Source organism: Winogradskyella sp. SYSU M77433 (assembly GCF_029911945.1).
In the GTDB taxonomy this organism is placed as follows: Bacteria; Bacteroidota; Bacteroidia; order Flavobacteriales; family Flavobacteriaceae; genus Winogradskyella.
In genome coordinates, this window is record NZ_JARYTG010000005.1 from 252,648 (window position 1) to 275,817 (window position 23,170).

General features: G+C 33.1%; 24 protein-coding genes. 14 read left to right on the forward strand and 10 right to left on the reverse strand.

Translation table 11 applies throughout. From position 1 onward, the window contains the following. Positions 1–24 precede the first annotated feature (24 nt). The 14 genes from QGM60_RS11965 to QGM60_RS12030 all read left to right on the forward strand — a co-directional run bounded on the left by QGM60_RS11965 (position 25) and on the right by QGM60_RS12030 (position 12,174). Positions 25–933, forward strand: a complete 909-nt coding sequence (locus QGM60_RS11965) for a bifunctional riboflavin kinase/FAD synthetase (RefSeq protein ID WP_281140480.1) — start codon at positions 25–27, stop codon at positions 931–933. Continuing rightward, a complete protein-coding gene (locus tag QGM60_RS11970; RefSeq protein WP_281140481.1) occupies positions 926–2,233 on the forward strand; it encodes an HTTM domain-containing protein in 1,308 nt (435 codons plus the stop codon). Before QGM60_RS11965 ends, QGM60_RS11970 begins: the two co-directional genes overlap by 8 nt. Positions 2,234–2,324: 91 nt before the next feature. Continuing rightward, positions 2,325–3,596 carry a serine--tRNA ligase gene (gene serS / locus QGM60_RS11975; RefSeq protein ID WP_281140482.1) on the forward strand — a complete coding sequence of 424 codons (1,272 nt, stop codon included), beginning with the start codon at positions 2,325–2,327 and terminating at the stop codon, positions 3,594–3,596. 381 nt (positions 3,597–3,977) lie between these two features. Further along, positions 3,978–5,765, forward strand: coding sequence for a tetratricopeptide repeat protein (locus tag QGM60_RS11980; RefSeq protein ID WP_281140483.1), 1,788 nt, complete (start codon positions 3,978–3,980; stop codon positions 5,763–5,765). A 105-nt stretch (positions 5,766–5,870) separates the two neighbouring features. Next, entirely contained in the window at positions 5,871–6,194 is a 324-nt protein-coding gene (locus tag QGM60_RS11985) for a DUF4286 family protein (protein WP_281140484.1), read from the forward strand. A 188-nt stretch (positions 6,195–6,382) separates the two neighbouring features. Next, the gene (locus tag QGM60_RS11990; RefSeq protein ID WP_281140485.1) at positions 6,383–6,586 is read left to right on the forward strand and encodes a hypothetical protein; all 204 of its coding nucleotides are present in this window, start codon (positions 6,383–6,385) and stop codon (positions 6,584–6,586) included. After that, positions 6,586–7,371 carry a 16S rRNA (adenine(1518)-N(6)/adenine(1519)-N(6))-dimethyltransferase RsmA gene (rsmA, locus tag QGM60_RS11995; RefSeq protein WP_281140486.1) on the forward strand — a complete coding sequence of 262 codons (786 nt, stop codon included), beginning with the start codon at positions 6,586–6,588 and terminating at the stop codon, positions 7,369–7,371. The genes QGM60_RS11990 and rsmA overlap by 1 nt, the downstream gene beginning before the upstream one ends. Before the next feature lie 90 nt (positions 7,372–7,461). Beyond that, positions 7,462–8,832, forward strand: a complete 1,371-nt coding sequence (gene mgtE / locus QGM60_RS12000; RefSeq protein WP_281140487.1) for a magnesium transporter — start codon at positions 7,462–7,464, stop codon at positions 8,830–8,832. Between the two features lie 3 nt (positions 8,833–8,835). Next, on the forward strand, positions 8,836–9,774 hold the full coding sequence (locus QGM60_RS12005; RefSeq protein ID WP_281140488.1) for a 2-hydroxyacid dehydrogenase: 939 nt from the start codon (positions 8,836–8,838) through the stop codon (positions 9,772–9,774). Between the two features lie 9 nt (positions 9,775–9,783). Next, the gene (locus QGM60_RS12010; RefSeq protein WP_281140489.1) at positions 9,784–10,194 is read left to right on the forward strand and encodes a response regulator transcription factor; all 411 of its coding nucleotides are present in this window, start codon (positions 9,784–9,786) and stop codon (positions 10,192–10,194) included. A gap of 102 nt (positions 10,195–10,296) precedes the next feature. Further along, the gene (locus QGM60_RS12015) at positions 10,297–10,803 is read left to right on the forward strand and encodes a DUF4199 domain-containing protein (protein WP_281140490.1); all 507 of its coding nucleotides are present in this window, start codon (positions 10,297–10,299) and stop codon (positions 10,801–10,803) included. Between the two features lie 18 nt (positions 10,804–10,821). Continuing rightward, positions 10,822–11,280 (forward strand): DUF1801 domain-containing protein, encoded by a 459-nt coding sequence (locus tag QGM60_RS12020; protein ID WP_281140491.1) that lies wholly within the window; start codon positions 10,822–10,824, stop codon positions 11,278–11,280. A 1-nt stretch (position 11,281) separates the two neighbouring features. Next, positions 11,282–11,668: a VOC family protein gene (locus tag QGM60_RS12025; RefSeq protein ID WP_281140492.1), complete on the forward strand. Its 387-nt coding sequence runs from the start codon at positions 11,282–11,284 to the stop codon at positions 11,666–11,668. 59 nt (positions 11,669–11,727) lie between these two features. After that, entirely contained in the window at positions 11,728–12,174 is a 447-nt protein-coding gene (locus QGM60_RS12030; protein ID WP_281140493.1) for a TM2 domain-containing protein, read from the forward strand. Positions 12,175–12,244: 70 nt separating this feature from the next. Here the strand turns inward: QGM60_RS12030 and QGM60_RS12035 are convergent, their stop codons facing one another. From QGM60_RS12035 to QGM60_RS12080, 10 genes are all read right to left on the reverse strand, one after another. Further along, positions 12,245–12,895, reverse strand: a complete 651-nt coding sequence (locus tag QGM60_RS12035; protein WP_281140494.1) for a carbonic anhydrase family protein — start codon at positions 12,893–12,895, stop codon at positions 12,245–12,247. 72 nt (positions 12,896–12,967) lie between these two features. Beyond that, entirely contained in the window at positions 12,968–14,551 is a 1,584-nt protein-coding gene (locus tag QGM60_RS12040; RefSeq protein ID WP_281140495.1) for a SulP family inorganic anion transporter, read from the reverse strand. 71 nt (positions 14,552–14,622) lie between these two features. Then, the gene (locus QGM60_RS12045) at positions 14,623–14,919 is read right to left on the reverse strand and encodes a hypothetical protein (RefSeq protein ID WP_281140496.1); all 297 of its coding nucleotides are present in this window, start codon (positions 14,917–14,919) and stop codon (positions 14,623–14,625) included. 46 nt (positions 14,920–14,965) lie between these two features. Next, positions 14,966–15,727 carry a tetratricopeptide repeat protein gene (locus QGM60_RS12050; RefSeq protein WP_281140497.1) on the reverse strand — a complete coding sequence of 254 codons (762 nt, stop codon included), beginning with the start codon at positions 15,725–15,727 and terminating at the stop codon, positions 14,966–14,968. A gap of 1 nt (position 15,728) precedes the next feature. Continuing rightward, the gene (locus tag QGM60_RS12055; RefSeq protein WP_281140498.1) at positions 15,729–17,501 is read right to left on the reverse strand and encodes a BatD family protein; all 1,773 of its coding nucleotides are present in this window, start codon (positions 17,499–17,501) and stop codon (positions 15,729–15,731) included. Positions 17,502–17,532: 31 nt separating this feature from the next. Next, positions 17,533–18,369, reverse strand: a complete 837-nt coding sequence (locus QGM60_RS12060; RefSeq protein WP_281140499.1) for an aerotolerance regulator BatC — start codon at positions 18,367–18,369, stop codon at positions 17,533–17,535. A gap of 81 nt (positions 18,370–18,450) precedes the next feature. Then, a complete protein-coding gene (locus tag QGM60_RS12065) occupies positions 18,451–19,488 on the reverse strand; it encodes a VWA domain-containing protein (RefSeq protein ID WP_281140500.1) in 1,038 nt (345 codons plus the stop codon). Further along, positions 19,481–20,485 (reverse strand): VWA domain-containing protein, encoded by a 1,005-nt coding sequence (locus tag QGM60_RS12070; protein ID WP_281140501.1) that lies wholly within the window; start codon positions 20,483–20,485, stop codon positions 19,481–19,483. The genes QGM60_RS12065 and QGM60_RS12070 overlap by 8 nt, the downstream gene beginning before the upstream one ends. Beyond that, positions 20,485–22,185 carry a hypothetical protein gene (locus QGM60_RS12075; protein ID WP_281140502.1) on the reverse strand — a complete coding sequence of 567 codons (1,701 nt, stop codon included), beginning with the start codon at positions 22,183–22,185 and terminating at the stop codon, positions 20,485–20,487. The genes QGM60_RS12070 and QGM60_RS12075 overlap by 1 nt, the downstream gene beginning before the upstream one ends. A gap of 13 nt (positions 22,186–22,198) precedes the next feature. Next, complete coding sequence (locus QGM60_RS12080) at positions 22,199–23,065, reverse strand: DUF58 domain-containing protein (RefSeq protein WP_281140503.1); 867 nt, start codon at positions 23,063–23,065, stop codon at positions 22,199–22,201. Between the last annotated feature and the right edge of the window lie 105 nt (positions 23,066–23,170).

A 23,170-nucleotide genomic window follows, 5' to 3' on the forward strand; every position in this document is an offset into this window, starting at 1 on the left:
AAAACAAAAAATACCATTTAAAATTTGAGCACAACACCTGCAAAAGTAACTACTATAGGAACCTTCGACGGTATCCATATTGGGCATCAAAAAATACTTAAGCGTGTTGTTAACCTTGCCAGACAGCAAGACTATAAGCCTGTAGTATTAACCCTTTTCCCTCATCCGCGCATGGTGCTTCAAAAAGATAATTCTATAAAGCTTTTGAATACTATTGATGAACGCATTGAGTTGCTAAAGTCTTTCGGAATAGAGGAAGTTATCGTTAAACCTTTCACAAAAGCATTTTCAAATCTTTCTGCTGAAGACTATGTAAAGAGTATTCTTGTTGATGAACTAAATACCAAGCAAGTTGTCATTGGCTACGATCATCATTTTGGAAAAAACAGAAGTGCCAATATTGAGGATTTAAGAGCATTTGCAAAAACATATCATTTTAAAGTTGAAGAAATTTCAGCTCAAGATATAGAAGATGTCACGGTAAGCTCAACCAAAATAAGAACTGCTCTTGACAAAGGTGAAGTTGATTTGGCAAACTCCTATTTGGGTTACAATTATTTTATAACAGGTGAAGTTGTGAAAGGAAAAGGTTTGGGCAGAACCATAGATTACCCAACAGCTAATATTTCTATTAAAGAAGACTATAAACTCATTCCGCATGATGGAGTCTATGTTGTAAAATCTACAATAGATAACACTACAATATTTGGTATGATGAATATTGGCACCAACCCAACAGTTGGTGGTAAAACACGTTCTATTGAAGTCCACTTTTTTGGTTTAGAAAAAGATATTTACAATGAAAATTTAAAAATTGAATTTTTAAAACGACTTCGAAGTGAACAAAAATTTGAAAATCTTGAGGCTTTAAAAGATCAACTTTCTAAAGACAAAACTGATGCTTTAGCATTCATCAAAAACCAAAATGAATAAATTTCTATTTAAACATATTGACAATTCTGGTCTAATTGTTTTTAGAATCATTTTTGGCTTACTATGTTTTTTAGAATCCTTCGGAGCCATACTTACTGGCTGGGTGAGAAGAGTAATGATTGAACCACAATTTACCTTTTCTTTTATTGGTTTTGAATGGTTACAACCACTTCCAGGAAATTGGATGTATGTTTATTATGTAGTAATGTCCATTTTTGGACTGCTCATTATGGTTGGTTACAAATACCGATTTAGCATGTTAATGTTTGCTTTAATGTGGACTGCAACTTACCTAATGCAAAAATCGTCTTACAACAACCACTATTATCTATTAGGTATTTTAAGCTTTATTATGGTTTTGATGCCAGCAAATCGGTACGCTTCAATTGATGCCAAGCTCAATCCTAATCTTAAAAAGATTTCAATGCCTAGTTGGTGCAAATGGTTTTTTGTAATACAACTCTTTATACTTTACACTTATGCATCAATTGCTAAGTTATATCCAGATTGGCTAGACACCACAGTAATTGCTTTACTGATGAAAGGTAAAGCCAACTATCCTATAATTGGTGATTTCTTGCAACAAAATACAGTGCATTACTTTTTGGCATATGGTGGTATTTTATTCGATGGTTTAATTATTCCTCTGTTGTTATTTAAACCCACTCGAAAGTATGCCTTTTTTGCCTCTATCTTTTTTCATCTGTTCAACTCAATAGTATTTCAAATCGGTATTTTTCCTTACTTATCATTAGCATTTAGTCTTTTCTTTTTTGAACCTAAGACTATTAAAAACATCTTTTTGAAGAAGAAACCTTTCTATGACTCCAAAAAGGTTATAGTTCCTAATTATAGTAAGGTGCTAATTGCATTATCATCAGTTTATTTTTTAATTCAAATTGGGCTACCTCTTAGACATCATTTCTTTTCAGACAATGTCTTATGGACTGAAGAAGGCCATCGTTTATCTTGGCGAATGATGCTTCGGTCAAAAGGCGGTATCGCTACCTATACCATAACCGATAAGGCGACAAATAAGTCTACACCTGTAAGAATGAAAGACTTTTTAACCAAAAAGCAACAACGTAGCGCAACCACAAAACCTGATATTATTTGGCAGTTTGCTCAATATTTAAAAAAGCATTTTGCTGAAAAAGGGATGGACGTAGAAGTCCATGTTAGAACCCGAGTAAGTATCAATGGCAAATCTTATGAAAACCTTATAGATTCAAAGGTAGATCTTGCTAATGAGGAATGGCATCACTTTAAACACCACGACTGGATATTGCCTTCAAAATAGGCTGTTTTTTTGTTTTAATCCGGTTAAAATCTTTTTACTTTTGTCTCTTGTTCACTTACGTTATTTAGCGTAAAAAATAAACGAATTAGATATGCTACAAGTTCCTTTTATTAGAGAAAACAAAGACGATGTTATTGCACGCTTAGCAAAGCGTAACATCGATCCTACAGAAATGTTAGATGAAGTTATTGCATTAGATGAAGAGCGTAGAGCTATTCAAACTAATTTAGATAACATAAAAGCAGAATCTAATTCCATATCCAAAGAAATTGGTAACCTATTCAAATCTGGAGAGGTAGATAAAGCCAATGCTCTTAAAGAAAAAACAGGTGTTTTAAAAGAAAACACTAAATCTTTAGAGCAAGAACTTAACGAAAAAATCGACGCACTTTATCAATTGTTATATAGAATTCCGAACGTACCAAATGAAATTGTACCTGCTGGTAACACTGATGAGGATAACGAAGAGGTTTACCGTGAAGGAGACGTTCCTACGTTGTTTGAAGGAGCTTTACCTCACTGGGATTTGATAAAAAAATATGATATTGTTGATTTTGAATTAGGAAACAAAATTACAGGCGCAGGTTTTCCTGTATATAAAGGGAAAGGAGCTAGATTACAACGCGCCTTAATTTCTTATTTTCTAGATAAAAATACAGCTGCAGGTTATACTGAAGTACAAGTCCCACATTTAGTAAATGAAGCATCTGGTTTTGGCACGGGTCAATTACCAGATAAAGAAGGACAAATGTACCATGTTACAGCTGACAATTTATACTTAATTCCAACGGCAGAGGTTCCTGCTACCAACATTTTTAGAGATACACTTTTAAATGAAAGTGATCTCCCAATTGGCCTTACAGGTTATACACCTTGTTTTAGACGTGAAGCTGGAAATTGGGGTGCTCATGTAAGAGGACTTAATAGATTACACCAATTTGATAAGGTAGAAATTCTAAGAGTTGAACATCCTGATAATTCTTATAATGCACTTGATGGCATGGTAGATCATGTAAAAGACATCCTTAAAGAACTAAAATTACCATACAGAATATTACGCCTTTGTGGTGGAGATTTAGGTTTTACTTCTGCTTTAACTTATGATTTTGAGGTGTTTTCTACAGCGCAAGATCGTTGGTTAGAAATTTCTTCAGTTTCAAACTTTGAAACTTTTCAAGCGAATCGCTTAAAGCTCCGTTTTAAAAATAGTGATGGTAAAAATGAACTTTGCCATACACTAAATGGAAGCTCTTTAGCATTGCCAAGAGTTTTAGCTGGTATTTTAGAAAATTATCAAACAGAAAATGGTATAAAAATCCCAGATGTTTTAGTACCATACACAGGCTTTGATATGATTTCTTAATACCGATTAGTAACCAAGAAAACAGTTCGATTGTTAAAAATATTGGTCTTTTATCGATTTTTTAGGTATTTCTTCGTTTGTTTTAATTATTTTTATGAAGTTAGCTATCCCAAACTACAACTGGCCTCATTATGAAAAATATAAAACGAATTGTTTTACTAGTAGCTTTGATAGTTTTAGTATCTAAAGTTCTGTTTTAATACTATAAGAAATTTTAAAACACCAAGACAAAGTAACTGAATCATATTTATAACGAATAATGGTTAATAGCACATTTATTTTGCTGGTCAAAATGCCTAAACGCTCAGTTTAGGCATTTTTTTTATCAAAACATTTACAATATCTCGGTTTAGCATTTGTTATATTTACAAAAATTGTAACATGCAAAAGGGCATTTTAATATTATCTATCCTATTTGGACTTCATTTGGGTTTTGCTCAAAATAGTGAAGTGCTTGCAGACAATTATTTTAAACGTGGTGAGTTCAAAAAAGCACTTATCATTTACGAGGAACTCAATAAAGAAAAACCATATAGCTATAATTATATCTTTAAACTTGTTGAAACCCATCAACAATTAGAGCAATATGATGAAGCTGAACATATCCTTGTACAACGCTTAGAAAAAAGACGTAATCCAACCATAGTGATAGAATTGGGTTACAACTACCAATTAAAAGGTAGCTTAGATTTAGCCAATAAATACTATGAAGAGGCTATTTCATACATAAACGAAAATCCTAATTACATTTATAGTGTCGCTAAAAAATTTGAAGATCATTCCTTATTAGACCAAGCCATAAGGGTTTATAATAAAGGTAAAGAACTTACACCAGATAAGGATTTCAGCATTCAGTTAGCAAGAATTTATGGAGATCAGGGAGATGTAGAAAAAATGTTTTCTAATTATATAGAATATGTTGCTTACAGACCAAATTATCTTAACAATATAAAACGTGCTATTAGCGATTTTATATCGGAAAACAGTGATAATGAAAATAATATTTTCCTTAGACGTTTACTACTAAAAAAACTGCAACAAGAGCCTAATCCGTATTGGTACGAAATGTTGAGTTGGCTGTACGTTCAAGAAAAAGCCTATAGCAAATCCTTTATACAAGAAAAGGCACTTTACAAACGCAATCCTGTAAGTTTAGATCGTATCATTGAACTTGCTGTTACCGCACATAATGATAACGATGATGACACTGCAAAAGATATTTTTAATTACATCATTGAAACCACTCAAGATGCTTCAACTGCTTTAACAGCGCATCAGTATATTTTGGAAATTGACACTAACAATGCTACTTCTACAAAAGAGCTAGATGCAATAGATGAAAAATACAGCATGCTTTTTGATGAATTTGGGAAATCAGAACTCACCATTCCACTTCAACTAGCATACGGGAAATTTTTAGCCTTTTACAAAAAGGACACACAAAGTGCTACAGCTTTTTTAAGACAAAGTATGAAGCTCAATATTTCAGAATTTCAAGAGGCTGAAGTAAAGTTGCTTCTAGCAGATATCTTGGTACTTCAAGAGAAATTTAATGAAGCGCTAATTTTCTATTCTCAAATTCAGATGAATTTAAAGAATAGCACAATTTCTCAAGAAGCACGTTTTAAAGTTGCCAAGACCAGCTACTACAAAGGCGATTTTGACTGGGCAGAATCCCAACTTAAAATTCTTAAAGCATCCACATCGCAACTTATTGCCAATGATGCTTTAGACTTAAAACTTTTGATTTCGGACAATAAGTTTGAAGACAGCACACAAACCGCTTTAAAATATTATGCCAAAGCCGATTTGTTAGCGTTTCAAAACAGAACAGATGAAGCGATTTCACTTTTAGATAAAATTTTGAAAGAACATAGCACTGAAAGTATAGTTGACCAAGCACTATTTCAGCAAGCCAAACTATTTGAAAAGAAAAAGCAATACGAAAAAGCAGAAGTTAACTACCAAAGAATTATCAGCGACTATAGTGAAGATATTTTAGCAGATGATGCCTATTATTATCTTGCAGAGTTATACAACACACAATTAGCAAAACCAGAAGAAGCCAAGCAGCTTTACGAAAAAATTATCTTTGAACACGAAGACAGTATTTATTTTATTGAATCGCGTAAGAAATTTAGAATGCTGAGAGGTGATAGTATTAATTGATTTATAGTCTTTAGTCAAAAAACTTTGATTCTAGATATTTCAACACAAAGCAATCAACTTTCATTTATTTACTTTTGTATCTAATTTCATTATGTAATTCAAACAATGATCATATACAACGTCACAGTAAATATAGACGACAGCATTCATAAAGAATGGCTTACTTGGATAAAAGAACACATTCCGCAAGTGTTAGCAACAGGTCACTTTAAAGAAGCTAAACTGACCAAAGTTTTAGTTGAAGAGGAAATGGGTGGAGTCACTTACTCTATTCAGTACAGAGCGCACAGCAGAGAAGCTTTAGAAAACTATTATGCTAACCACGCTGAAGGTTTAAGACAAGATGGTCTAAAACGTTTTGCCGACAAAATGCTCGCCTTTAGAACTGAACTTGAGGTTGTTGATGAATATTCGGTAAATTTCAAGTAATTTAGTGGTTCTAATCTTTATCGAAAGATTACAACTAAGTATTTATGCTTGATTATTTTATAAAGCCTTTATTAAGATTTCTTTCAAGACCGATTATAGTACTTTTCTCAAACATAATTGAGTTATTACTGGAAATCTATGATGCTTCAAAAGAAACAAATAGAACTATTAATGTTCCTTAGACTTATATGAAAGCCCGTAAAAAGATATACAAAAACCGATTTCTTTTCAGAAGTATTAGTCTACTTCTCATTTTAATTGGTTTAGTTATGGCTTATTACTTTCACAATACTGAACCATGGGAAACTATTGGTGGGTTTCTTTGTGGTGTTGGTTTAGGATTATTAATCATCTTTGTAGCAATAAAAGAATCTAAAACTGACAAACCCTAATGGATAATCAAAATCAAGTAAAAGCAAAAAAACATTTAGGTCAGCACTTTTTGAAAGATGAAAATATCGCACAAAAAATTGCAGACACATTATCTTTAGATGGTTATAAAGATGTGTTGGAAATTGGTCCAGGCATGGGTGTGCTCACCAAATATCTCCTCAAAAAAGATATTACCACACATGTTGTAGAAATAGATACCGAGTCCGTTGAGTATTTAAAAAATAATTACCATACGCTATCTAACAGAATTTACGAAAAAGACTTTTTAAAGTATGATTTAACGGAAGTGTTTAACGAAAAACCTTTCGCAATCATAGGTAATTTTCCTTATAATATTTCGTCGCAAATTGTGTTTAAAACTTTAGAATTAAGACATCAAGTACCTGAATTCTCTGGGATGTTTCAAAAAGAAGTTGCGCAACGCATCTGTTCTAAAGAAGGTTCAAAAATTTATGGCATTATATCCGTTCTAACTCAGGCTTTTTATGATGCCGAATATCTATTTACTGTTCCACCTTCAGTATTTAATCCACCTCCAAAAGTAGATTCAGGAGTATTGTTATTAAAACGAAAAGAAAATTTCACACTTCCTTGTGATGAACAACTCTTCTTCAAAGTCGTAAAGACAGGTTTTCAGCAACGCAGAAAAACACTACGTAACAGTTTAAAAACATTCAATCTGTCGGATAATTTAAAAGCAAATACTATATTTGGGCAACGACCAGAACAATTGAGCGTTTCAGATTTTATTGAACTGACTTCGCTTATTGAAAACGATATTTAAAACGCTGTCATTAAAATCGTTATAGCTCAAACAGCTAAATTTAGGAAATGACAACGTTCTTCATTCTCGAAAATGACATAATATAATCGCGTGGAAGAAACTCAAGATAACATACAATTTCAGCTCACAGAAGAACTTATTGAAAAAGTTGAAGTGCTTGTCGAAGATAAAAACGACAAAGAACTCAAAAGACTTTTAAATGATTTCCACTATGCTGATATTGCCGAAATTCTTGATGAATTAGATCTTGAAGATGCGCTATACCTTATTAAACTTTTAGACTCTGAAACAACCTCTGATATCCTTATGGAACTTGATGAGGATAACAGAGAGAAGATTTTAGAGCAACTATCTGCCAAAGAAATTGCTGAAGAGATTGAAGAATTAGATACCGATGATGCAGCAGATATTATTGCAGAACTTCCTGAAGAACGCCAACTAGCCGTTATCTCAGAAATTGAAGATGAAGATCATAAGGCAGAAATTCAAGAGCTTTTAGCTTATGATGAAGATGTTGCAGGTGGTCTCATGGCAAAAGAGCTCGTAAAAGTTTATGAAACTTGGACGGTTGCTGGCTGTTTGCGACGTATTAGAGGTCAGGCAAAAGATGTCACCCGAGTACATTCTATTTATGTCGTCAATAAAAAAGAGCAACTTATTGGTAGATTATCTCTAAAAGATTTAATCGTTGCCAAAAGTGAACAGAAAATTGCAGATATCGCCAAAGAAAGTGTGGATTGGGTACATGTCAATGATGATGTTGAAGATGTTGCAAAGGTTATGGCAAAATACGATTTGGAAGCTATTCCTGTTGTAGACGATAACCAGACTTTATTGGGAAGAATTACCATTGATGATATTGTTGATGTCTTAAAAGAAGAAGCTGATAAAGATTACCAATTAGCAGCAGGTATTACCCAAGAAGTTGAAGCTGATGATAGCATTTTAGAATTAACAAAAGCACGATTACCATGGTTGGTTCTTGGACTTTTTGGTGGTTTAGGTAGTGTATTTATTATGAAAGGTTTTGAGGAAGTTATGGAAACCGTACCTTCTTTATTCTTTTACACACCACTTATCGCCGCAATGGCAGGAAATGTTGGTGTACAATCTAGCGCTATTATTGTTCAAGGTTTGGCTAATGATAATGTAAAAGGTAGTTTACTAAACCGTCTCTTAAAAGAAGTGGGCTTAGCCTTAATTAACGGGTTTGCTTTGGCTTTATTAGTGGTGCTATTTGGATTTTTAATTGGACAGAATACTACGGAAAGTCTTGCTATAGCAATATCTATGATGTGTGTTATAACCGTAGCTGCTTTAATAGGTACCTTTGTTCCTATTATTTTAGATAAACGAGGTATTGATCCTGCCATTGCTACAGGACCTTTTATTACAACCAGTAATGACATCTTAGGTATTTATCTATTCTTTGTACTTTCAGGTTGGATTATTGGATTTTAGACTATGAAAATTCTTCATTTAGACAGTAACCACGAACTACTCATTGAACAACTCAACACCTTGGGTTTTGAAAACCATGAAGATTTTACATCTTCAAAATCTGAAATTGAAAATAAAATTGCTCTATATGATGGTATTATCATCAGAAGCCGATTTACTATTGACAAAACATTTTTAGATGCTGCTACAAACCTTAAATTTATTGGTCGTGTTGGTGCTGGTTTAGAAAACATTGATTGCGATTATGCCGAAGAAAAAGGTGTGTATCTCATTTCTGCTCCTGAAGGCAATAGAAATGCTGTTGGTGAGCACGCTTTAGGAATGCTACTTTCTCTTTTTAACAAACTCAACAAAGCGGATAAAGAAGTACGCCAAGGCAAATGGCTTCGTGAAGCTAATCGTGGCATTGAACTCGATGGTAAAACCGTTGGTATTATTGGTTATGGTAATATGGGAAAAGCCTTTGCTAAAAAACTACGTGGTTTTGATGTTGAAGTCCTCTGCTATGATATACAGCATGGAGTTGGTGACGCCAATGCCAATCAAGTTATTTTAGAAGAATTGCAATCTAAAGCTGATGTATTAAGTCTTCACACACCGCAAACACCATTAACTTTAAATATGGTGGATGCTAAATTCATCAGTAAATTCAAAAAACCATTTTGGTTAATCAACACTGCAAGAGGTAAAAGTGTTGTGACAAAAGACTTGGTAGAAGCCTTAAAAACAGGTGAAATTTTAGGTGCTGGACTCGATGTTTTGGAGTATGAAAAATCATCATTTGAAAATCTTTTTACTTCAGAAGATATGCCAGAAGCTTTTGAGTATTTAATCAACGCTGAAAATGTTTTGTTGTCTCCTCACGTTGCTGGCTGGACTATAGAAAGCAAAGTAAAACTCGCTCAAACTATTGTTGATAAGATCAAAGCAAAATTTTGCTAATTTTAAAACATGAAGAAAACTATTCTCGTGTTTGGATTGCTAATTTTAGCAATTTTACTACTCTTTCAATTTAGCAAATTTGCTCTAATAACCGGAGATGTTAGTACAGAAATAATTGTATCGGTTATTGCCTTCGTTTTTTTCTTTATAGGTATTTATATCAATAAGAAATCTCTTCGTAAAAAAGATATAGATTCAGCAGAAATAGACACAAACAAAATAAGTGAATTAGAAATTACAACTAGAGAATATGACGTTCTTCAACATATTTCTGAAGGTCTTTCCAATAAAGAAATTGGTGAAAAATTATTTCTCTCTGAAAGCACTATTAAAACTCATGTTTCAAATCTTTTATTGAAACTTAATGCCAAACGAAGAACGCAAGCTGTTCAAATTGCAAAATCTCTGAAAATCATCTAAAAAACAAACTTCTAGACTTTAGTATTAGCTTTTTGGTACTTTAGTATGAGCCCAAAAATGGTGTATACAGATACATTTGCTTTAAACTAAAATTGAAAATATATGAAAAATACAGTGTTGAAATTTGGTGGGTATGGACTCTTACTTGGAGCTATTATTTTTGGTTTAGCTCTAACCTTTGGTAACGGTTTAAGTTATACGACTCAAGAAATTATTGGCTATGGCTCAATGATAGCCTCTTTGTCTTTTGTTTACTTTGGCATAAGACATTATAGAGACAATGTTAATAATGGAAAAGTTACATTTGGTAAAGCTTTATTAATAGGTCTATTAATTTCTGCTTTTGTTGGGCTTGGTGTTGGCTTAATGGATTATTTATATACTACAGTTATAAATCCTGACTTTGCTGAAGAATACTTAGCTATAACCTTAGAAAGTTATGAGACACTCTACTCTGGAGAAGAATTAGCCCTAAAAAAAGCTGAACTGAGTAAACAGATGGAGGACTATGGAGGATCTGGTTTTATGGCATTACTTATGTTTATCACTGTGGTCTTAATAGGATTTATTATATCTTTAATTTCAGGATTGATTCTCCAAAAGAAATAACTACTAAACCACTCTAAAATGCAATACGATGCAATTTCACCTGAGGACTATATTAGTCAAGTTCCAGAAGAGCGACAAGACGCTTTAAAAAAACTAAGAAAAATAATTAATGCTAACCTACCTAAAGGTTTTGAAGAAGGTATACAATACAAAATGATTGGTTACTATGTACCACATTCTGTATATCCAGATGGCTATCACTGTGATCCTAAAATTCCTTTACCTTTCATGAGTTTTGCTTCCCAGAAAAATTCAATCAACTTTTATCATATGGGAATTTATGCAAAAAAGGAATTACTAGATTGGTTTGTTAGTGAGTATCCGAAGCATTGTAAACGCAAATTAGACATGGGTAAAAGTTGTATTCGATTTAAAAACATAGACGAAATACCCTATGAACTATTAGGCGAACTCACCAGAAAAATGTCTAGTGAGGAATGGATAAAAATTTATGAATCAGCATTAAAAAAGAAGTAAAATGAAAAAACGAGTAACAGGAATCGGTGGATTATTTTTTAAAACTACAGACCCAAAAGCCTCAAAAGAATGGTACAAAAAGCATTTAGGTTTTAACACAGATGATTATGGCTGCACCTTTTGGTGGAAAGATAAAGAAGGGAAAGATTGCTCTACACAATGGAGTCCTTTTGCAGAAGACACAAAATATTATGAACCTTCTAAAAAAGACTTCATGTTTAATTATAGGGTTGAAAATCTTGAAGAATTATTAAAAGTTTTAAAAGAAGAAGGTGTAACAATTGTAGGGGAAATGGAGACTTATGAATATGGAAAGTTTGGGTGGATCCTTGATAATGATGGTAATAAAATTGAATTATGGGAACCTATTGATAAGACTTTTCTGTAATGCATTCAATTTTTTTACTAAATTTAAACCGTATAATACTAACCAATTAAAAATTTAAAATGTCTGACGATAACAAAAATTTGGGCGACGATCTTAACGATATGTTAGATGACGCAAAAGATGGTGCAAAAAAAGCATCTGATAACATCAGTAAAAAAGCAAAGGAATTCTCTGACGAAGCCAAAGAAACCGCTAATGAATTTACTCAAGGAGCTAAAGAAGCTTTTGACAAAACAGGTGGTGACAACAAAAAGATTTTAGCCGGAATACTAGGTATAATCTTTGGCTGTTTTGGTGTTCATAAATTTATTTTAGGCTATAGTAAAGAAGGAGGAATAATGCTTGGTGTTACTCTTATTGGTATTGTTTTATCATGTATTGGAGTTGGTGTTTTTGTCGTATGGATAATGAGCATCATCGGTCTTATTGAAGGTATCATTTATCTTACTAAATCTGATGCGGACTTCTACAATACTTACCAAGTTGGAAAGAAGCCTTGGTTCTAAAAATTAAATAGTAAAAATAAAAAAACCAGAACACAAATTCTGGTTTTTTTATTTTTATGTGTTTAAGTTTTTAATAAAACTCAACTTCACCAGTACTAATATCGTACATAGCTCCTACAATTTTAATTTCTCCTTTCTCCTCCATTTCATGCAATATCACACTTTGATTTCTTACGTTTTCTAAAGCCATTTCTACATTCTTTTTAGAAACTGCATCAACAAATTCTAAATTAGACGAGTTACGTTGCGCCTTTTCTTCAGGTTCGTCTACGGCATAAACCGCAGGTTCTATTTTATTGATAAGCGTGGTTAAATTACCCATTCTAGCGTGATCGCAAGCACCTTTTATGGCACCACAACTTGTATGTCCTAAAACAACAATAAGTTTTGTACCAGCAAGTTTACAAGCAAATTCCATACTACCGAGAATATCTTGATTCACAAAATTACCTGCTATTCTTATGCTAAAAATGTCACCCAAACCTTGGTCAAATACCAATTCTGCAGAAACTCTTGAATCTATACAACTCAAAATCGTTGCAAATGGAAATTGGCCTTCAGCAGTATCGTTAACTTGTTCTAGTAAATTTCTATTGGCTTTTAAATTGCTCTGAAAACGTACATTTCCTTGTTTTAAAAATTCCAAAGCCTTTTCTGGAGTCATAGTTGCCTGTGTCTCTCTTGTATGTGCTTTCATATCAGTTTTTCTTTTTTTATTCAAACTCTTAAGTCCTCTAAGACTTCTAAATATAGTTAATTATTATTCTTTGTCTGTATGACCAATAAAAGTTGATCATACATTAATATCTTCTTTTTTCTGTTTAAAAAACGTTACAAAACTATCAGGATTTTCTATTGTTCCTCGTTGCGAATATAGTTTTATATGAATATTTTTCTGTTTTGCTTTCACTGCAAAATCTTCTAGAATTTCAATGACATCAAAATCGAGATATGTTGTTTTTCTAACATCAATTTCTAAATAAGTGTTTTCTGGTAAAGCATCCAATTCTTTCAATATCGTTGCTTTGTTTAAAAACGTAACTTCCTCTGCTAAAGTCATCTTTACATGATGTTCACCTTTGGTATCTTCTTCAACTTTATGTAAAAAGTGACTGTTTTTAAAACTTTGGTATAAAGTTATAAATATTCCAACTGCTAAACCAACTCCAACTCCAACTAATAAATTATATTGAAGAATTAAAACCGTTAAAATAAACGGAACGAATTGTCTCCATCCAGATTTCCACATTTCCTTGAAAATACTTGGCTTTGCTAGTTTATAACCAACAATAAGTAGCACAGCTGCTAAGACTGAAAGTGGAATTTTATTTAATAAAACAGGAATAGTTACAATAGATATTAAGAGCAAGAATCCGTGAATAATGGCACTCATTTTGGTTTTACCTCCACTCTGAATATTCGCGCTACTACGTACAATTACTTGGGTTATTGGTAAGCCTCCTATGAGTCCTGAAACAATATTTCCTGTACCTTGAGCAAGTAATTCTCGGTTAGTTGGTGTTACATTTTTTTCTGGATCTAACTTGTCTGTTGCTTCAACACAAAGTAAAGTTTCTAAACTTGCTACTAAAGCAATAGTGAAAGCCGTAAGCCATACTTCTGGATTTGTAATAGCACTAAATGCTGGAGTGGCAAACTGACCTAAAAAATCGTCTACACTTCCAGGAACTGGAACGTTTACCAAATGCTCTTTAGCAATTCCTAAAGTTGAACTATCCTTTGTCAAAAGATAAAAAACAACACCTACAACTACAGCTACTAATGGTCCTTGAATAATTTGAAAGATCTTTCCTTTCTTAGACAAGACATTGCTCCATAACAATAAAATACCAATAGATATAAATGCAATTAAAGTAGCACCAGGACTTAAGAAATCAGATATCTTGAAGAGTTCTGAGAATGTATTTTCACCATCGCTCTGAAAGAAGTCCCAAGCTCCTTCTGGGTTTTTATCTAAGCCAAAAAAGTGAGGAATTTGTTTTAATATAATAATAATTCCAATACCTGTTAACATGCCTTTAATAACGGATGAGGGAAAATAATACCCAATAACTCCTGCCTTAAGCAATCCAAAAACTATTTGAATAATTCCACCCAAAACTACGGCTACCAAAAAGGCTTCATAGCCTAAACTATTAATGGCAGCAAACACTATAGCTGCTAAACCAGCTGCTGGTCCACTAACTCCAATTTTAGAGCCACTCATAGCGCCAACAACGATTCCACCTATAATACCTGCTATTAATCCTGAAAATAATGGTGCTCCACTAGCTAAAGCTATACCCAAACAAAGAGGTAAGGCTACAAAGAATACGACTATACTTGCCGGTATATCGTTTTTTAAATATTTAAACATAATATGTATTGTTTTGCCAATGAGAATTTCTCATGAGCTATTTTATAATTTTTAGAAGGGATTTATTAAAACTATAAAATATATTCTGGCGGTGGAGAAACTACACTTAGATAAGGCTTAGAGTAGTTTTTAAAAGAAAAGCCTATATGATTTGAGCTAATAAGTTCTTCAAATAAAGCTTGTGAATCCAAAGCGGTAGTTTTGAAAACTATTTTTAGGTTTTCATGCTCTTCTTCCTCATTAACATTGTAAAAACTTGACACGTCGATAGAGCTATCAATAGACATAATAACTGTTGGAGCAGATATTAAAACTAAAAATAGTAATGCCAAATAAAGTGCTTTTATATGTCTTGAGGTTTTTTGCATTTACCTCAAATATAGCATTAAGAATTTAACAAATTCAAAATATAAACTAAAAATCTTTGATTAATCGTAGGTCTTTTGATGGCACCCAACCTGTAGAATTATCTGCTAATTGAATTTTTTTCCAATCTTCGTAGGTTTCTAAAACCTTGACTTTTGTGCCTTCATGAAGTCTAAAAACTTCTTCGCTTGTTTGGTTAGGATCAGTTTTTACCCTACTCTCTTGAACATAGATAATCGCTGGATTATCTTTCTTTTCTAATGCGCTTTTTTGAAATGCCATAGCTACAGAGAATAAGGCTATGAATAAAATAACAACGCTACTTACAAATGCAATTCTTTTCTTGGTTGTTCTATAAGAAAAGTGGTAGGTTAAAAATATTAAAACAAACAAAATAACTCCTACTACGGCTATGATAGCCCAAGTATCGGCAGAAAATGTATTTACAATGTTTTTTGTGATTCTCGCAAAACCAACTTCAGGAACTTTGTCAATTGCATCTATGGTCATATTTTGAGCATAGGCTAGATTATTCTGAATGTCTTTATCGTTTGGCTTAAGCAAAAGCGCTTTTTCGTAATAGTAAATGCTTGGAGCAACATTATTGAGTTTGTAATTGGCATTTGCTAAATTAAAATACAATTCGGCAGAATGTACATCAGTGCCAAGAATTGACTCATATTTGTCTATAGCTTCTGCATATTTACCATCATTGTATAAGGCATTGGCTTCATCAAACAATTGGCTATTATTCTGAGACCAACCCAACAGACTAAAAATATATAGACCTATAAAAATTAGTGTTCTCATACTATCTTAATTGCTTATCAATTAATGAAATTGTCTTAGCTGCCTTTTCATAATCATTCTCCATAGTAACTTGCGTAATTGGTGTATAACGTGCCAATTCACAACTTTCTAAAATAGAAATAAAGTCTGAAATTACAGGTGCTTCAACTTGTCTCTCCGTAAGAATACTTTCTATTTTTTCTTTATTGAAATCACTAGTTTCAATATGCAACTTCGCCTTAAGGTAATTATGCAAAGCTTTTTCTAATGCCACGTAGAATGCTTCTTTTTGTCCTAAAGATTTTTTGGCAGCACCAAGATATTTCTTGGCAAGTTTATCTGCTTTTCTAATTCTGTTACCTTCAACATCTGCCGCACGCTCGTCTTGTTTTCTTCTTATAACAATCGCTAATGGGATTGCTAAAAATGGTACTAATAATAATGACCAAAATGCATTAGACTTAAAGAAAGACTCATTCGTTGTACTTACGAAATCTGTTGATGTTTTTATAAAAGCAAACGTATTTGTATTAGCTTTTACGGCTTGTTTTGTACTTTCTGTGGTAGCATTTTCTTTAGTATTTGTATTTGCCATTGGACCGTCTAACACATCAATTATTATTTCATCGGAAGTAATACGTTGATAACTTTCAGTCTTTAAGTCGAAATAAGAAAATGAAATTGAAGGAATAGGATACTTCCCTTTATATTGTGGGACAATAGTATAAGTATCGGAAATACCACCTTGCATTCCACTTAAGTTTGTGCGAACATTTTCTTTATGCTCTGGCTCATAAACTTCCAAAGAACTTGGAACGGTTAACTTAGGTAATTCAAATAATTTTAAATTTCCTTTTCCTGAAACTTCTATTTTAGCTTGAAGAGATTCCGATGCATCTAACTCAGTTTTTGAGGTTGTAACTTTAAATGAAAAATCCCCAACTGCACCTTTAAAATCTGCTGGCTTACCTTCTTCTGGTAATGGTTTTACATCAATAGTTCTACTACCAGCTGTGACGAGCTTAGGTACTTTTGTCATTAATGGACGTCCAAAAATATCATATCTATTAGTTGGCACTTCAACCGTGATATCCAATACTAATGGCTCTAATTTTAATTTTCCTGTTTTTTGAGGGTACAATACTGTTTTTCTCAGTACAACATAGCGATAATCTTCACCTTTGTATTGCCCTTTTTGAATATTAAGACCCTTTATTTCGATATTCTGACTCCAGAAATCATTATATCTAGGATTGTCCTTTTCTCGCCAACTACTTACACCTGTTTCAGCTGAAACATAAAGTTTATATACTACTGTTATAGCTTCATTGAGATACGGGTCTGATTTAGAAACCTCAGCTACCAAATGGATGTTATCATCAGCAATATCTGAAGCTTGAGGTGGAGCATTAGGCCGATCTACTGCTGCCGTAACCTCTACGGTTACTGGAAAAGTTTTATAGGTTTCACCATCAATCTCTATAGTCGCTTGCTTTATAGTAAAACTCCCTCTTTTTTTGGGGGCTAAAAAGTAGCTATACGTTTTTTTATAAGTACGTTTTCCATTTATCCATGAATTACTCATAGACGTGTTTGGACCTCCAACTACATCAAAATCTGCAAAATTAGGAGGTACAAAATTGTCTCCATCTTGGTTCATTTCAAAATCAATCCTTAGGCGTTCGTTAACACCTAATTTTTTCTTACTGACTTTAGCTTCAAATTTAACTTGAGAAAAAGCTAAACTTGAAGAAAGCATCAGTATTAAAATTGATATGTATTTTGCGATTTTCATTTAGTTAAGGGTTACAAATTATTACAATTTGTTACCAATCTTTTTCAGTTTTTACTTTGGCTCCTTTTTGCTTTTCTGCATTCATCTTTTCCTGAACCTTTTGTTCTTGGTTTTGCATAGCTTCTAGGATATTCTTCATTTGTTGAGGAGACATTTGTCCAGGCTTCGGCTTCTGTTGCTGGTTTTTATTTTGGTCTTCCTTATCTCCTTTACCATCATCCTTTTTATCGTCTTTAGGTTTACCATTTTCATCTTCTTCTTTGTCTCCATCCTTCTTGTCTTGGTCGCCTTCGTCTTTCTTATCTTGATCGTCCTTATTTTCGTCTTGCTTCTTTTCCTGATCTTCTTTATCCTGCTCGCTATCTTGGTTTTCGTCCTCTTTGTTATCTTCACCTCCACCATCGTCTTGTTGCTGTTCTGCACATTCTTTTGCTAGAGCAAAATTATAACGGGTTTCTTCATCTGTCGGATTGTTTCTCAATGCATTTTTATAAGCTTCTACGGCTTCTTTGCACATTTTGTTTTGCATTAAAATATTACCAATATTATGGTAGGCTCTGTGCTTTTCATCTTTAGATGTAGCATTCTTAGCAGCTTCTTCACCTCTAAAAAGAGCCTCCTCAAAACTGCCTTTTCTGAAATAGGAATGTGCTAAGTTATAGGCTCCAACTGCTTTATTAGGTGCTTCGGAAATGGCTTTTCTATATTCCATTTCTGCTTCAACATAATTATCCTCGTTGAGCAATTCATTAGCCTTATACACAAAATTATTAGCGTTTTGCTCTGCTTTTAATTGTGCTTTATTAATTTCTTGAGCGAAACCTGAAAAAAAAGTAAGCAATGCTACAACTACAAAATTTATCTTCATTTTACTTATTTTTTTATTTCCGACTTTATTAATTAAAATTACCAAACCCTTTAATTACTTAGCGTTAAAGAAATTTTAAAGTTAAAAGTTCTCATTAAATAAATTTAATTTCTTTAACCAAGCTGTTTTACGTTCTAAGAAAAAGATATCTACAAACAACAATAAAATACCCAAGGCTAAAAACCATTGAAACTGGTCTTTGAAATCTGCTATTTGTTTCGATTCGAACTCGGTTTTATCCGTTTTGTCCAAAACATCTTTAATAGCCGTAACAACTTCGTTTGTGTTTCTACCGTTAACATAAACTCCATTGGCTTCACTAGCAATTTCTTTCAAGGTTGTTTCGTCTAAGCGTGTAATTACTGTTTCTCCTTTACTATCCTTTTTATAGTTTAAAACAACTCCATTTCGCTTTATAGGAATAGGACCACCTTTTACATCTCCTACACCAACGGTTAAAATTCGGATGCCTTCTTCATTAGCTTCTTCTGCCACATCTATTGCTTCACCATCGTGATCTTCACCATCAGAAATAATGATAAGAATCCTATTAGTTTGTTCTTCATCATCATAATAGGTTTTTGCTAACTGAATTGCTTCGCTGATAGCAGTTCCCTGTGAAGACAGCATATCAGTATTCATGTTTTGCAAGAACATTTTTGCGGAAGCATAATCCGTTGTTATTGGTAACTGCGGAAACGCTTTACCTGCATAAGCTATAATACCAACTCTATCACTCGTTAAGCTATTGATAATTTGCGTAACCAATTGTTTCGATTTATCTAAACGGTTTGGCGCAATATCCTCAGCCAACATACTCTTGGAAACATCTACTGCAAAAACAATATCTACTCCTTGACTCCTAACGGTTTCAAGTTTTGTGCCAATTTTAGGATTGACTAAAGCCAAAGATAAGCATGCAAAAGCTCCACAAAGGACTAGTATTTTTAATACACTTTTAAATGTAGATTGATTAGGACTTAAACGCTTTAATAGAAGGCTATCAGCAAACTTTTTTTGTGCAGATCTTCTCCAAATTTGAAGCATTATAAACAATAGTATGATTACCGGAATAACCAGTAATGTCCAAAACCATATTTTTTCGTCGAATCTAAACAAAGCTTCTAAATATTGTATTTCTAAATAATAATTCGATTAACAAAAGTATACCTGCCGCAAGTACTAGAGGTCTATACTTTTCGTCGTAATTATAATATTTCTTTTCTTCTATTTCTGTTTTTTCTAGCTTATTGATTTCATCATAAATCTCAGCTAATTTTTTATTGTTAGTGGCTCTAAAATATTTTCCACCTGTAACATTAGCAATTTCTTCCAGCAATTTTTCATCAATTTCTACTTGCTGACGACCATATCTGAAAGATCCATCTGGATTAATACCGATTGGTGATAAAGCCATACCATTTGTCCCTAAACCAATAGTGTAAACTTTAATCCCATATTCCATAGCTAACTCACTTGCTATTTTTGGATCTATAAATCCTGAGTTGTTCACACCATCCGTTAAGAGAATGATAACTTTACTTTTAGCTCTACTATCTTTCAGTCTATTTACAGAAGTTGCTAATCCCATCCCTATTGCGGTCCCACTTTCAATGATAGTGTTGTACTTAATATCTCTCAATGATCTAAGCACTATAGATTTGTCACTTGTAATCGGTGTTTTAGTATAGGCTTCACCAGCATATTCAACTAAACCTATTCTATCGTTTGGTCTACCATCTATAAAATCTGATGCAACTTCTTTAAGAGCTTCCAATCTATTTGGACTTAAATCTTTTGCCAGCATACTTGCCGATACATCAATGGCCATAACAATATCAATACCTCTTGTGGTTTTTGTTCTTGTAGATACATCAACTGTTCTTGGTCTGGCTAAGGCTGCGATTAATAACCCTAAAGCCAATAATCGCAAAACAAAAAGTACGTGTTTCAATTTTGACCATTTTGAAGACGTTACTTTAAAGCCTTTGATTGTCGAAATTTTTAATTCTGCTGTTTGTTTGTTATGCTTAAAAATGTACCAAACTATTGCTATTGGCAACAATAGGAACAACCAAAAAAACTCTTTATTTAAAAATTCTATATTGTCAAACATTACTTTTCTTCTTCTACAGCTTCATCTGGGTTTAACTCAATTGAATCTACTATTCTATTTACCATTTCATCTGCATATTCATCGTCAACTGGCCATGTCACCATAATCTGTTGAGCCACATTTTTATTGGCAAAAAATGCAAACATGTAGTTAGCTTTAACCTTATTTTCGGTATTTGGCATTTTTATGCTCATAGTTCCGAAAGTCTTTAAGCCTTCTGCACCATTAGGTGTTATAATCTTATCGTTTTTAACAATAATATCAGTGACACCTTGAGCCTCGAGTAACTTTATGGTTTCCTCAGACATTTTTAAAAGATCAAAAGTAGACTCTTCATTTTTCTGACCTTGTTGACCTGGCGCTTGTTGTTGAGGAACCGTAAGCGTTATGTTATTTACAGTAACACTAAAAACATCTAGTAAAGTTCCATACATAAATGTTGAAACTTTCATTTTTTCATCATCAACCTCAGGCACTTCTAACTCAACACGCTTTAACACTTTAGGAGTTTCTATCCAAACCGGTGGAAAACCGTAGGCACTTTCTACCCAATTGCCTTCTAGAAGTTCTTTGCTTTCATGACCAATAATAGTATCTTTTACATATTTAAAGCCGTATTTAATACCAAAGCCAACAAATGTTGCTACAATTAAGAACAGAGAGATAGCAATGGTAAGGATTACTTTTTTACGCTTCTTTTTGCGTTCTTGCTCTTCCTTGTATTGCTGATCTAATAACTTTTCTTCTTCAGAAGGTTCTGGCAAGCTTTCCTTGACGTGATCTATTTCTTTATCAATGGTTGCTTTATCCATTTCTGCCAAAGCCGTATCGGGTGCAGACTTTGCAAATTTTACTAAATCGGCACGTTTTAAGATAGATTCTATATTGGCAATTGTTTCTTTTGATAATGGTACTTGATTACCTTCTTTGAGTAATTGCAATCTAGTGACAAGTTCATCTGTTGTACTTTCTAAAGCTCTGTCATAAACTTTTTCATCTAGATATTTTCTGATGATAAACGTTAATTCAGAATAAAAATCTTTGACTTCAGAACGCATCAAATATTGGCTTTCATCTAACTTTTTCAAAGCCAGTTTTGCACGATCGTAAGGAGGTAGCAACGCTATTTCCTCTTCTTCGGTTAGTGGTTTTTTTCGCCATATAAACCAATACAGCAAAAATGCAACTAGAAGAATTGCACCCAAAGCAATTAAAAGTGCTATCCAATTAAAATCACTTTGTTCTTCAACTTCAATGATTGGTTTGATGTCATAAAGCTTTTGTTTTGTAGTGTCTACAACTACTGTATTGACGTCGATTCGTAAAGAATCCGTTAGAAATGATTTATCTCCAATGATTATTTTTTGCTGTGGAATAGTGTACGAACCCGAATCAAATTGGGTTAATTTATATATTCTAGACAGTAAAAAGTTTGCTTTTTTCTTTGTTGTATCTATTTCAGTAGCTTCTACAGCTTCTAGAGGCATAAAGGTTTGCCCTTCAGGAAAAACAACTAAAGCTGTTGAATCTGCTTCAACATTAATTTTATAATTAATTTGTTCGCCTATTCTTATTTTGGTCGTATCAACTTCGGTTGTAACCTGAGAAAAAGAGAAAAAAGATGTTAGAACAAAGGCTAGAGATAATAATGTCCTTTTTCCACAAAACTTAAGAATGCTATTTAATTTTATACTTTTCACTTCTTACTTAATTCTATCCTCTTCTTTTAAAATAACCCAACAATTTTTTTACGTAGCTCTCATCTACTCTACAATCTATAGTACCAGATCCTGATTTAGTAAAACTGTCTCTAAAATAATTCACTCGGTCATTATAGTATTTTCCGTAGTTCAACCTCACCTTTTTGGAAGCTGTATTTACAAGTAGTAATTCACCTGTTTCTTCATCTTCCATCTGCACCATTCCTATATTTGGAATGTTTTCTTCATGTTTGTCGTACACTCTAATTCCAGTTATATCGTGTCTTCCTGCAGCGATTTTGAGTGTTTGCTTATAGTCATCTGCTATAAAATCTGAAAGCACAAATACTATGGCTTTCTTTTTCATAACACTAGACAAAAACTTTAAAGCCTCAGCAACATTTGTGCTTTTACTTTTAGGTTGAAACTCTAAAAGTTCTCTAATGATCCTAAGTACGTGAGAGCGTCCTTTCTTTGGCGGAATGTAAAGTTCTATTTCGTCTGAAAATAAAATCAGTCCGATTTTATCATTATTTTGAGTTGCAGAAAATGCAAGAGTTGCTGCTATTTCTGTAACTATTTCGTCTTTAAACTGATTCTTTGTACCAAAAAATTTACTACCCGAGACATCCGCTACCAACATCATGGTAAGCTCGCGTTCTTCTTCAAAAACTTTTATATAAGGTTCGTTGTAGCGTGCAGTAACATTCCAGTCAATGTTTCTTACATCATCACCAAATTGATATTGACGTACTTCAGAAAAAGTCATACCTCGTCCTTTGAAGGTTGAATGGTATTCGCCTCCAAATATGTGATCAGACAAACGACGTGTCTTAATCTCTATTTTTCGTACTTTTTTAAGAAGTTCTTTTGTATCCATTTTTTCAGTATGCGTGTTCAGTGTGCAGTTTGGTTTGCAGTCCTAAAATAGTATTTAGTTATAAGTTTTCAGGATATTGCATTTTACTGAAGACTATTGACTAAA